The sequence below is a fragment of the Parabacteroides sp. ZJ-118 genome, assembly GCF_011038785.1.
In the GTDB taxonomy this organism is placed as follows: Bacteria; Bacteroidota; Bacteroidia; order Bacteroidales; family Tannerellaceae; genus Parabacteroides.
Window position 1 is genome coordinate 32,166 of record NZ_JAAKDT010000027.1, and the last position, 12,400, is coordinate 44,565.

14 protein-coding genes are annotated in these 12,400 nt (G+C 49.0%); 10 read left to right on the forward strand and 4 right to left on the reverse strand.

Annotated elements, in window-relative coordinates:
- Positions 1–51: 51 nt before the first annotated feature.
- The gene (locus tag G7Y39_RS08675; RefSeq protein ID WP_165156964.1) at positions 52–687 is read left to right on the forward strand and encodes a helix-turn-helix domain-containing protein; all 636 of its coding nucleotides are present in this window, start codon (positions 52–54) and stop codon (positions 685–687) included.
- A 6-nt stretch (positions 688–693) separates the two neighbouring features.
- Here G7Y39_RS08675 and G7Y39_RS08680 read toward each other — a convergent pair whose 3' ends face one another.
- Entirely contained in the window at positions 694–2,073 is a 1,380-nt protein-coding gene (locus G7Y39_RS08680; protein ID WP_165156966.1) for a nodulation protein NfeD, read from the reverse strand.
- 265 nt (positions 2,074–2,338) lie between these two features.
- Here G7Y39_RS08680 and G7Y39_RS08685 point away from each other — a divergent pair, with 265 nt between their 5' ends.
- Entirely contained in the window at positions 2,339–2,848 is a 510-nt protein-coding gene (locus tag G7Y39_RS08685) for an RNA polymerase sigma factor (protein WP_165156968.1), read from the forward strand.
- A 51-nt stretch (positions 2,849–2,899) separates the two neighbouring features.
- Here the strand turns inward: G7Y39_RS08685 and G7Y39_RS08690 are convergent, their stop codons facing one another.
- Positions 2,900–4,558 (reverse strand): AMP-binding protein, encoded by a 1,659-nt coding sequence (locus G7Y39_RS08690; protein ID WP_165156970.1) that lies wholly within the window; start codon positions 4,556–4,558, stop codon positions 2,900–2,902.
- Positions 4,559–4,651: 93 nt separating this feature from the next.
- On the opposite strand from G7Y39_RS08690, the gene G7Y39_RS08695 reads away from it, so the two are divergent.
- From G7Y39_RS08695 to G7Y39_RS08705, 3 genes are all read left to right on the forward strand, one after another.
- Positions 4,652–5,584, forward strand: a complete 933-nt coding sequence (locus tag G7Y39_RS08695) for a site-specific integrase (RefSeq protein WP_165156972.1) — start codon at positions 4,652–4,654, stop codon at positions 5,582–5,584.
- Positions 5,585–6,084: 500 nt separating this feature from the next.
- Entirely contained in the window at positions 6,085–7,194 is a 1,110-nt protein-coding gene (locus G7Y39_RS08700) for a transcription termination/antitermination protein NusG (protein WP_165156974.1), read from the forward strand.
- 42 nt (positions 7,195–7,236) lie between these two features.
- On the forward strand, positions 7,237–7,641 hold the full coding sequence (locus G7Y39_RS08705; protein WP_165156976.1) for a hypothetical protein: 405 nt from the start codon (positions 7,237–7,239) through the stop codon (positions 7,639–7,641).
- Between the two features lie 60 nt (positions 7,642–7,701).
- On the opposite strand, the gene G7Y39_RS08710 is transcribed toward G7Y39_RS08705, so the two are convergent.
- Together G7Y39_RS08710 and G7Y39_RS08715 are read right to left on the reverse strand one after the other, a co-directional pair.
- Positions 7,702–8,121 (reverse strand): N-acetylmuramoyl-L-alanine amidase, encoded by a 420-nt coding sequence (locus tag G7Y39_RS08710; protein ID WP_165156978.1) that lies wholly within the window; start codon positions 8,119–8,121, stop codon positions 7,702–7,704.
- Between the two features lie 174 nt (positions 8,122–8,295).
- Positions 8,296–8,805 (reverse strand): HU family DNA-binding protein, encoded by a 510-nt coding sequence (locus G7Y39_RS08715; protein ID WP_165156980.1) that lies wholly within the window; start codon positions 8,803–8,805, stop codon positions 8,296–8,298.
- 198 nt (positions 8,806–9,003) lie between these two features.
- Between G7Y39_RS08715 and G7Y39_RS08720 the strand changes: the two genes are divergently transcribed.
- From G7Y39_RS08720 to G7Y39_RS08740, 5 genes are all read left to right on the forward strand, one after another.
- Positions 9,004–9,438: a hypothetical protein gene (locus tag G7Y39_RS08720; protein WP_165156982.1), complete on the forward strand. Its 435-nt coding sequence runs from the start codon at positions 9,004–9,006 to the stop codon at positions 9,436–9,438.
- A gap of 188 nt (positions 9,439–9,626) precedes the next feature.
- Entirely contained in the window at positions 9,627–10,010 is a 384-nt protein-coding gene (locus G7Y39_RS08725; RefSeq protein ID WP_241159989.1) for a hypothetical protein, read from the forward strand.
- A gap of 140 nt (positions 10,011–10,150) precedes the next feature.
- A complete protein-coding gene (locus tag G7Y39_RS08730) occupies positions 10,151–10,378 on the forward strand; it encodes a hypothetical protein (protein WP_165156984.1) in 228 nt (75 codons plus the stop codon).
- Between the two features lie 278 nt (positions 10,379–10,656).
- Positions 10,657–12,237: an ATP-binding protein gene (locus tag G7Y39_RS08735; protein WP_165156986.1), complete on the forward strand. Its 1,581-nt coding sequence runs from the start codon at positions 10,657–10,659 to the stop codon at positions 12,235–12,237.
- A gap of 5 nt (positions 12,238–12,242) precedes the next feature.
- A partial coding sequence (locus tag G7Y39_RS08740; RefSeq protein WP_165156988.1) for an AAA family ATPase occupies positions 12,243–12,400 on the forward strand: 158 nt, incomplete at its 3' end.

Consider the following 12,400-nt stretch of genomic DNA (forward strand, 5'->3'; position numbering starts at 1 on the left):
TGCCAAAGTTAGGTATTTATTTTAATTTTGCGTCCCTAAACAGAGGCCAAAATGAAGAAGAAACATCCGATTGAAGCGCTTATAGAGCAAGGGGAGCATCAACAACTTGATTTCAAGTTTGAGGTGAGCGACAGCAAGAAGATCGCCCGGACGTTGAGTGCGTTTGCGAATACAGATGGCGGGCGTCTGCTGATTGGAGTGAAGGATAACGGCGCTATTTCCGGTGTGAGAAGTGAGGAAGAGTATTATATGATCGAGGCTGCCTCTAAAATATATACGCATCCCGAGGTGCCGTTTACGGCTAAGCGCTGGGATGTCAACGGGAAGACCGTATTGGAAGTCTATATCGCCCCAAGCGATGAGAAACCGCATACGGCACCTGATAAAGACGGTAAATACAAGGCCTATATCCGGGTCGCGGACGAGAATATATTGGCGAACGAAGTCCTCATGCAAGCATGGAAGAAGCAGAAAATCAAAGAGGGGACATTACTGAAAATAAGCAAGCCCGTCGAGATCCTGTTTTCTTGGCTCGACGAGCATCCGTATATCCGCGTAAAGCAGTTTTGCCGTATCGCTCGTATCAATTATTACTCGGCTCGTAACATCCTAAGCGATTTGATGGCTATGGGAGCGATGGAATATGTCGTGATCGATAAATGCATCGCCTATAAACGAATCGCGTAGATTCGTTTATGGGTTGATTACATAGACTTGCGCGTTCTCGGACCTGACGACTTTAACAGAAGTCCCTTTCTCGATGAAACCGGACTCCGATATGCCGTCGTACAACTTTCCCTCGATAGATACCTTACCCGAAGGACGTAAAACGGTGGCGGCCTTGCCCTCTTTTCCGATCAGTTGTGTCAAATTGGGGCTGGATACCGCTTTTCCCAAATCAGTGTTTAATGCCATTTTCTGTAGCGGCCCTTTCTGTCCTATTTTGTTGGATAGCCATATCACGAGCGTGAATCCGATCCCCAGCCCTATTAGAACCGTCAAAGCGGCTCTGCCCGTATCCATTCCAGATACGTTTTGAAAATCAAAAACAATATTGTTCAGTAAGCTTATCGTAAGTCCGCCGACCACGAGGATAATTCCACTTATTCCCGCCATGCCGAAGCCCGGGATCACGAATACTTCCAACAGTATCAACAGAACACCGAGAATGAATAGCAGGATCTCCCAGTTCTCAGCCAATCCGTCCATATAGAGCGGTGCGAAGTAAAGGATAGCCGCTATTACCGCGGCGGCGGATGGAAAACCAAGCCCCGGAGTTTGCATCTCGAAGTAAATGCCACCGATGATAATAATGATTAGTAAACCCTGTATTACGGGACTCATGAAGAACCCTTTTACATTATCGAACCATGAGGGTTCATAACGTTTAATCTCATAGTCCTTATATCCGATATATTCCGTGATTACTTGTTCAGGACTTTCGGCTATACCATCGCAATAACCCCATTTGATCGCTTCTTGAGAGGTAAGTGTCAATACCTTACCGCTATCCACAAGGTTGGGGACGATCACTCTGTCGTCGACCATCGCTTCGGCGATTAAAGGATCTCTTTTCCATGTATAGATCGTGTCGCCGTTTTGTATAAGCGTATCTTTACCTTGCGCCTCAGCCGTCGAACGGATCAGGGAACGCATATAAGATTGATATTTATCAGGTAGAGCCGTACCCGTTTGGTTGACAACCGTTGCCGCTCCTATATTCGCCCCTTTCCGCATATAGATCTTCTTGCATGCTATGGAAATTAAAGCACCTGCTGAAGCTGCGTTATTATCGATAAATACATATACCGGTATAGGACTATATAAAATAGCCGTTCGCATAGAATCGGCAGATTCTAATAATCCGCCGTATGTGTTCATATGCAATAAAATGGCACCGGCGTTCAATCGCTTGGCCTCTGATAATCCGTTATGGAGGTAAATCCAGGTGGTGTTGTCGATCTCTTTTTTTATATCAATCGTATATATTAAGGACTTCTCTTTAGCCTCTGATTGAAGAGAGATCGCAAGAATGAGTACGATAGCTGTTAATATTGTTGATAAACGTTTCATGTTGTTTGTATTATATTTGTTTTTAATAATTAGTTGAAAAATGTGATCAGCTTGTTGTAAATATTAATTTTTATAACTTGCACAACTTGTAAATAATACTCATTTTCAGTAAGATTTACAATAAAAGTATTAAGTTACGATTTTTAATATTAATATTTATCAAAGAACTGTATATCTCCATTTTTAATTCATATATTTGTTGCATCCTTCAATGTTTGAAGGGTAATACTCATACGGTATTAAACTTTATTTAACTGGCAAAGATATGAATGCGTTGCAATTTCAGAAAAAATTATTGAGCATGCAAGAAAACATGATGAATTTTGCGCTTATGCTCACAGCGAACAGGGATGATGCCCAAGATCTGATGCAGGACACAACGCTGAAGGTTTTGGACAATCAAGAAAAATTTGTAGACAATATCAATTTTAAGGGCTGGGTCTTGACGGTAATGCGTAACATTTTCATTAACAATTATCACAAGATCGTTCGTACGCAAACTATCATAGACCAGGGTGTCGACTTGTACAACTTGGATGTCATGAACGATTCCGGTTTTGATTCCCCGGACGGCGCTTATCAAATTCAAGAGATCACGAAAGCAATCGACGGCTTGAGCAATGAGTTGAAGGTCCCATTCTCAATGTTTCTGAGCGGCTATAAGTACAATGAGATCGCTGATAAACTGGATGTCCCTCTGGGAACGGTTAAGAGCCGTATCTTTTTCGCTCGGCAAGAATTACAAAAAGTTTTAAAAGATTTTCGTCAAGGATAAAATTTACTTTACATAAAAGAAGCCGTCTTTCACAAAAGACGGCCTCTTTTTTTATTCAGCCGGTTGGTATAAATATCTCTTGATGCTTCTTTTCGGTGTTTTCTCGAATTCTTCTTGATACAGCTTGAAACAAGTGATTTTACTGTAATTCGGCATCTCCTCGTTTACTTGGTCAATGTTGGCTTGCATTAGCTTCTCGATTTCGGAATGTTGCATGCCGGCCTTGTCCACTTGCTCCCAATCGGGGTAGATGAGGGCGACCAGTTTACCGCCTTGAGAGATGATGAGCGATTCGGCCACATATAGCATATTATTCAAGCGATCCTCGATCTCTTCCGGATAGATATTTTGTCCGTTAGGACCTAGGATCATGGTTTTGCTACGGCCGCGGATGTATAAAAATCCATCTGTATCGAGGGTCCCCAGATCGCCGGTACGCATCCATCCGTCAGGCATCATGACGGCTTTCGTGGCCTCCGGATTCTTGTAATAACCGAGCATCACGTTCATACCCTTCACCCATATTTCTCCCACCCTGTTTTCCGGGTCCTCAGAATCGATGCGGACCTCCATACGGTCGACGATACGTCCTACGGATCCGGGTTTAAACGCATCCCATTGCGCATAGGAGATTAGTGGCCCACATTCGGTCATTCCGTAGCCTACGGTATAGCGGAAATGGATGGAATGAAGAAACGTCTCCACCTCTTTATTGATGGCAGCTCCTCCGACAACGATCTCCCCGAAGTTCCCGCCGAAAGACGCCGTCAACTTAGCGGAAATGGTATCCAGTACTTTCTGATCTATATAGGGAACTTTCAAGAGCAATTTAATCAAAGGCTTCTCCAGTTCGGGGAATACCTTGTTCTTGATGATTTTCTCGATAATCAGAGGAACGGCCAGGATCAGCGCCGGCTTGATCGTCGTGAAAGCTTCCGCTATGATTTTCGGGCTGGGGGTACGCGTGAGGAAGTGTACATGACAGCCCTTATTCACGGAATTCAACACCTCGAAAGCCAATCCGTACATATGGGCCATCGGAAGCATACATACGATATTATCGCCCGGATGGATGAACGGCAAATTATCGTAAGCGAATTGGGTGTTACTCCATAAGCTCCGGTAGGGGATCATAACCCCTTTCGAGAAACTGGTGGTTCCGGAAGTGTAATTAAGTACCGCTAATTCTTCCGGCTTTTCCACGTGATACCGAACGTCGTTCGATGTGAATGAACGAGGGTACTTTTTACCGAAATATTCATTGATCCGCTCTCTTACTACCCCGACTTCTTTGCTTCTGCTGTGAATGATCGAGAAATTATCCAGCATCATGAACAGTTTCACGTCGGGCATCATGCGTTCATTCATATTCTCCCAATTGCTGGAAGCGGCAAGGACTGCCTTTGCCTCGGAATGATTTACGATATGATGTATATTGTCCGGTTTGAATTCATGCAAGATAGGCACGGCCACGGCTCCATAAGCCAAGATCCCGAAGAAACAGATCGCCCAGTTGGAGGAGTTCCGTCCAACTAAAGCCACCTTATCCCCCTTTTTGATACCGGCATGCTCTAGGATAATATGAAATTTCTCGATCCGACGAGCTACATCTTTGTAATGGAAGGTATGTCCATTATAATCGGAGAACGCCGGGAGATCCCAATGTTCCTTGATGCTATTCTCTATGAGTCCTAAAAAACGATTCTCCATACTCATTTATTTATCAAATAACCATATAACGGGGTGGAAAGTTGTCAAAAGCCAAAGATAGTGCTTTTTTTGATGTACTTACGACAAAAGATTATGAATAAGAAAAGTTTTATGGAAGGCATGTTGGCGTATATATCTAAGCTACGTGCGGGTGGTTATTATTCCACGGCGAAGAGTTATCAAGATGCGTTGAACTCGTTCCGGAGGTTTTGCGGCAAGGAGAGGATACCTTACTCTCATATTAACAGGGACACGCTCTCGCGTTACCAGTCCTGGTTGTTGGACAGGGGATGTTCCATGAATACGGTGTCGACCTATATGCGCCGGATCCGTCACATCTACAACTTGGCGGTGGAGGCGGGCGAGGCTCCCTATATCCCTCTTTTGTTCAAGGGGATATTCACGGGCGTGGAGAGCAAGCGTAAGAGGGCGTTGCCTTCGGGAAGTTTGCGCTCGTTGATGGGGACCGCGGAGGTTGAGCCGGAGATGCGGAGAACCCGGCTGGCCTTTAGCCTGATGTTCGCGTTCAGCGGTATGGCGTTCGTGGATTTCGCCCATTTGAGGAAAGAGAACATCAAGGGCGGGGTCTTGTCGTACCACCGACAGAAGAGCGGGTCCCTCATCCGGTTGGAGATCCCCGCCGAGGTACGTCACCTGTTGGACGAGCTGGCGGCTTGCACGGACAAGGGGTCACCTTACCTGTTCCCATTCCTGAGCGGGAAGAAAACGGGCGAGGAGGCCTACGTGGAATACAACAAGGCCCTGTACCGTTTCAACCGCGACTTGAGGTTGTTGGCGGAGACTTGCGGCGTGGACGAGCCGGTCACCTCTTACACGATCCGCCACTCGTTCGCCACGACCTTGCGGGAACAGGAGGTACCGATCGACGTGATCAGCGAGTTGCTGGGGCACACGTCTATCAAGACCACCCAGATCTATTTGAAGAGCTTTTCCTTGGAGCGTCTGTCGGCGGTGAACCGGGCCTGTTTCGGGAGCGTGTACAAACCGGTATCCGGGGCTGGGTAAGGGATTAAGCTACTCGGGAAGTAGCGTATTCTTTCACGGCGCAAATGTAGCAAAAAAAGATAATAGGCAAGCCTTCCAAGGAGAAAACTTTCTTTTTCGTAGGGGCGATTCTGCCTAATTTCATAAAACACATGTGTGATTCTGCCTTTTTTGTTGTCTTATGGACATGACAATCCGGGCAGAAGGGATTCCCCTTTTGCCTTTATTCATCCAAGACCTTGAAGCGGCACGCAGATGATGCGGATGGACGTGGATTTTATAGATAAAAAAATAAATATCCGGTCCATCTGCCCGGTCTGCGCCATCTGTTTCCCCTAATACGAGCTTTTACGCTACTTCCCGAGTAGCTTAATATTCTCGGGCGATGGTAATTTTCAGAGATGCCATAATTGAATACGTAAAGTGTTGTGTGTCAAGGATAAACAGAATTGTCTTGGCAGGGCTTTGAATTGCCGTTCGACTTGGGAGGTCCTGGCATAATCAGGGAGGAAAAGAGAATCATGTCGATAAATGCTTTGAGGAACGATTGCCCGGATAGGGGCATGGCGCAGGTTCGTAAGCGTCAAGACCTGAGAACCGTTCGCTGGTACGTGCTGACGCTCCCTACCGCCGCGGGTGGCAGGCGCGACAGGATCAGCCCCTCGAGGGGGCTGGACGTGGAGCTTTCCCGACGCGAGCGTCGCGGGGAGACGTTGTTCGAGTATTTCGCCCCCTCGTACGTGGAGGTGAGGAAGGTGGGCGGCAAGCTGGTCAACACGAGACGTCCCCTGCTGTTCAACTACGTGTTTATCCGCTCCTCGGTGGAGGAGATCTTCCGGATGAAGCGCACGCTTCCCCTGTACAATTTCCTGCCCCGGATCTCTTCCGGAGACGCGACCCGTTTCCCATACCTGTCGGATAGCGAGATGGAGAATCTGCGTTGGGTGGCGAGATCATATTCCAACGAGCTTCCCGTATATGTCCCGGACAGCGGCCGCCTGCTGGAGGGGGACCGCGTACGCATCACGTCCGGCTATTTCGCCGGGATGGAGGCGGAGGTGGTGATCCAGCCGGGCGGCGGTCATAAGGATGTCATGGCGCGTATCCTCGATTGCATGTGGGTCCCCCTGTTCGAGGTGAAGCCGGGCGAGTATGAGCTGATCGAGCTGAACACCAAGGGCAAGCACGCCTATACCCACCTGGACAACGACCGCCTGCGGGAGGGCTTGCACGATGCCTTGGGGCGTTACCACGCCTCCGGCAGCGTAGCGGAGGAGGATACGCGCTTGGCGCGTGAGGTGTTGAGATCCTACGGTTCGCTCCGCGCGGAGACGGACGTGATGCGTTGCAAGATCTACTCGTCGCTCCTTTCCGCCTACAAGCTGTTGGGCGAGGAGGATGAGTTCGTGCGCTTGCTCGCCACGATGCGCGGCATGCTCCCGGCGGTGAAAGCGCCGCAATCCCGCGCCCTGTTGCTGGTGACGCTCTACGGTTGCACGGACAGCAGCGTCTACCGGCAGATGGCGCACGATTTGGTGGATCCGTGGCGGGTTGAGTCCTCGCCCAAGAAGAGCAAGCAGACTTTAATCCGTCGGTTGGCCGATTACGACCGGTGGCTGAGGCACGGATAGCGTTGACCGCTTAAATCATAAATCAACAATCATAGTCAAAACATGTCTTCCCTTCCTTCCGGCGTCCGTTTGGTGAGGTTGCTGAACGAGCGTTTGGCAGAGATCATGGATCGCGAGCGTGCGAACCGAAACGTGATACACCTCTATTGCACGGGACCCTATTGGGTGGCTTTCGAGCGTTCGGCTTACCAGTTACGCCGCATGTTCCCGGACAGCGAGATCACGCCGATGCGCCTGCTCGGCTACCCCTTCCCGGTGGTGATGGTCTCCGTGACGGATCGCTCGTTCCGTGCGTATGCCCGCAAGCACATCTTGCGAAGAGACGACATGGATTACAAATTATTAACCGCATCCCAACTCTCCCGTGAGGACTACCAAGCATGGCACGCCGGCGAGGTGGAAGGGTTGCTTGCATCTAGGCTTGAATGGTCTGATCAAGCGAAATAAGGAACAATAAAAAAGCGGCCCGAGCATCCTGCTACAGAAACTCGGGCAATCTCGATACTCTTATCCAAAAATAGGATGGAACTCACTCACCACATCAAAGCACGGACAGGCTTTCGACGGATCCAAATCCCGATGTCCGACGACCAGGGCTTTGGGGAATTGCCGACGCAGTTCCCGGAGCAAGTCGTACAAGGCCTGCCGCTGTGCTATTGTCCGGGTATCCATGGGAGTCTTGCCATCGCTGGCGATTCCTCCGATGTAGCATATCCCGATACTGTGCCTGTTGTGGTTCTTGCAGTGGGCACCCACTTGTTCGATGGGTCTGCCCTTCTCGATCGTACCGTCGGTCGGTATGACAAAGTGATAGCCACAACCGTTCCAACCGAGCGAGCGATGCCAGTGGTCGATGTCCGCCATTCGTAAGGCGCTGCCCTGCCTGTTGGCAGAGCAATGCACGATAATCAACGAGACGGTTCTCATCCGATCCAACCGCTAGCGGCTCCACCGGCGGCGCCGGTGATGACCAGTTCAACAATACGGATAATGTAGAGCAACACGCTCTTCCAGTTCGTTTTCATACTTGTTCTTAAATAAATGATTAAAAGTCTCATACAATATTCAAACGTTAAAAGCGGGAATCAACCTTATGATTCGTTAGATCTCATCGGGATTCTCGGAATCGGAGCCCTCTCCCGAGGATGGTTTCTTTTTTGCCGCCTCCAGATCGACCGTGGTCTCTCCCGCACGTTCCGCTTTGTAAGTGGCTTGTTGCGCGGCACGGCTGCTCACGGGGTTGAACATGGCTCGGGAACGCAGGTTCTCGAAATCCTCGCCCGGCGTGAAGAGGATGTTTACATCAGTGATGTTGTCCGCGGTGAACTTCTTGATGTTTTCCGCCCCCTCACAACCCAGCGAGATGGCAAAGGTCCCCAGTTCTCCAAACTGCACCTTGTTGCCATTGAGCAGCTGCTCCACGAGACATTCGCACGTGTCCGACACCACGCCTTTGACCGTACCCCGGGAGAATACCCCGTTGTGGTTTGCGATGTGTCGAACGAACTTGGAAAACGACATCACCTCGTTCACTTGCGCCTTGGCGTAAGCCTTTTCCGGCATTTCCGGCTTAATGGGGTTTCCCATCATGTAAACACTGTAATTAATCATACGATAAATAGTTTTAAAGAGTTAAACATGAATGATTTCCGCCAACCTCTATCGTTGGTTGACAATGCGAATATAGTACCGGGGATGAGGCGAATGCAAATCGGTTGATAACGGTTTACTGTTGGTTGACCAGTGGTTGAGTGTTGGCTGATTAGCTGAGGATATAATAGGCTGGATATGGAGGAAAGGAAGTGATACATGGAGGAGAGAGAGAAGACAAATACCACGATAAACATCTATGGCGGTACCCAGCAAATACTGCCTAATGCCACCCAGGCCGTCCAGAACTTCTACGGGGAGGATTTTTCCCGTGATACCACTCGAGAGGAGGCGTTGGGCAGGCTGGAGCTTTCGCCGGATGCCAAGCGTCTATCCGCTTATGTAAACAGTGTAGAGGAACTGACGGTGTATCTAACCCGCCTGTCCGGTTGTGTCACGGCGGAAGAGTTGGCCCTGGTCGTGGTCAGCATGGTAGAGAGCGGGACCGGAATCAACAAGGAGATGATGGTCAAGGAACGTTTCATCAAATTGCTCCTGCCGCTAGCTCCGGGAATCGCGAGTGGACGATCTATCGATAATATCCGTGCCCGTATCAATGACGCATGGGCGAGAAGAACTAAAAAAAGGACTTAAATCATCAAATAAATAAGAATATGTTTTCACCCATATTAACTCCAACTGCCACATCGGCGCTGTGTTTACTTGTTGCTCGAACCCTAGGCATAGGGCCATTTCCCAACATACATGGAGGGCGGAATGAAGAAATAAAGCGAAAGTTCGTCTCTTCCCCCTCTGTCATAGAGGAGCTAAAAGAGATGAATATGGATCAGCTGGTATCCATATTGATAGAAAAAATAGAGCGACGTTCCCCGGAGGTGATTAAGGCTCTCCAAGGCATAGACAAGGACGCTGCCATCTCGGAGACACTTCACTTGACTTACCTTGACCAGATCGCCTCGGCCCAGACATATCTCAACGAGAACCGTCAAGCGGACCTGTCCCGGGTACAATGCCTTTTGCGCAAGATGCTTCCCGAGCCTTATCACAAGGCGATAGCGGACTTGCGGGAGAATCAAAGTCCGTCGATCATTTATAATATATTCGGGGGAGTCCATCAACACGCCCCCAACGCGACAAAGGTTGAGCAAAAAAGTATGTTAGGAGACTTGCTCCACGCACCTAAGATACTTTACCAACGCACCTAAGATACTTGGGAAATGGACCTAAGATGCTTTTTATACGAAACAAACCCTGCGTGTCAGCTACTTCAGTAAACCACCGTTGTAGCGTAAGGCAGGTTCCTTGATTCTCTCTACTTTCGCCTCCGGATCAAAACACAATTCATATGGAGACGAAGGAATACTTTGAGAAAGTGATGCAAGACTACAATCAGCATCGCAAAGGTCGCAGCCTGAGAAAGTACTGCAAGGATGAAGGGGTTGACTATGCCTGGCTCATCGAGTACATCGAGGATATACTCACCCGGCTGATGAAGGGTGAGAAAGCGGATGCACCTTTCCTTCCCAATAAATATGTTCCCCGTCCAAAACAGGGACAGGAGAAAGCTGCCTGACAGGGCAAAACATGAAATCAAAAAGTTTTTTATTTTATCATGGACGTAACTTGTTGGTTGACAAGAGTACGCTGTAGTGGTGGTTTACTAAGGTTCGCCTGTTCCCGACATAAAGCAATCCGTAGATCTGAACCGGCTGATTGAACGGAGTCGGGAACGGAGAAAGAGCGAACAACCCCGATAAGTAAAGAATTATTATCGAGATAGGTATGGAGGAATCGTAAATGTGATTATCTTTGTTGGGGAGAAGAGGTAACATTTAAAATCCAAAGAGGGTCATGAAAGGACTAAATAGGCGATTATATCCAATAGGGATCCAGACATTCTCGGAAATCCGGGAGGGTAATTATGTGTATGCTGATAAGACGGATTTGGTCTATCGGTTGACGCATTCAGACTCGAAATATATCTTCTTGAGCCGCCCCCGCCGTTTCGGCAAGTCGTTGCTGACCTCCACGCTCCGCAGCTACTTCGAGGGTCGTAAGGAGCTGTTCGAGGGGCTGGCCATCGAGAAATTAGAGAAAGAGTGGACGATCCATCCGGTGCTTCATTTCGACATGAGCCTTGGCAAGCATTTAGACAGGGAGGGGCTGAATCGCTATCTCTTGTTCCAATTGGCGGATATGGAGAGGACGTATGGCTTGAATATGGATTCGGAAGACGCGAATTTACGCTTGACGAATTTAATTAGATGCGCTTACGAGCAGACGGGTCAAAAGGTAGTGGTCTTGATCGATGAGTACGACGCTCCTTTGCTGGATGTGATGCACGAGGATAGGGATCTTCCCGTTCTTCGTAACGTGATGCGTAACTTCTACAGCCCGTTGAAGGCCTGCGATCCCTACTTGCGTTTCGTCTTCCTGACCGGCATTACGAAATTCTCCCAGTTGAGCATCTTCAGCGAGCTGAACAATATATTGAACATCAGCATGTTTCCGGAGTATGCCACGCTCTGCGGCATCACAGAGGAGGAGATGCGGGAACAGATGGGTGAGGGTATTGACCGTTTGGCTGTCAACCTCGGTGTTACCCCGGAAGAGGCTTTGAAGTCATTGAAAAAGAATTACGACGGATACCATTTCGCCTGGCCGTCGCCTGATATCTATAATCCGTTCAGTTTGCTGAACGCGCTGGCAAACGGTCGGATCGACTCCTACTGGTTCGGTAGCGGAACACCTACTTACCTGATCGAGATGCTGCGTAAGTTCCATGTGATCCCGCAGGAGATTGGTAATCGGGAATGTGTGGCGGCCGACTTTGACGCGCCAACGGAACGGATGACAAGCATCACGCCGTTGCTGTACCAAAGCGGCTATATCACGATCAAGGGCTATTCCCATTTCTCCGACCTGTATCAGTTGGATATCCCGAACAGGGAAGTGCGGATCGGGTTGATGCGCAGCCTATTACCCAACTATGTGCAACGTCCCGCCGAGCTGAACACACTGGTAGCCAAGATGGCGGAGAAGATCTACAACGGTGACATGGAGGGTGCATTGCGGTTGATGCGCACGGTTCTTTCCACGATTCCCTATTGCGAGAACACGCATTACGAGGGCCATTACCAACAATTGCTTTATGTGATTTTCACGCTGCTCGGCAATTATGTGGATGTGGAGGTCCGTACGCCGAAGGGCCGTGTGGACATGGTGCTCCGCACGCCTTCCACGCTTTACGTGATCGAGTTGAAGCTGGACCAAAGCGCCGAGGCAGCCATGGAGCAGATCGATCTGAAGGAGTATCCCGAACGTTTCGTCCTCTGCGCTCTTCCGGTGGTGAAGGTCGGCATCAATTTCAGTACGGAGAAGCGTACGATCGAGGGGTGGAAGATAGAAGATGGGTGTATTAAAATTCAATGAAGATCATGAAAGAGCAACGATTATACTCGATAGGGATCCAGACTTTCTCGAAATTGCGGGAGGGTAATTATGTGTATGTGGACAAAACGGAGTTGGTGTACCGTATGACTCATGGTGCGTCGAGTTATATCTTCTTGAGCCGTCCCCGCCGTTTCGGCAAGTC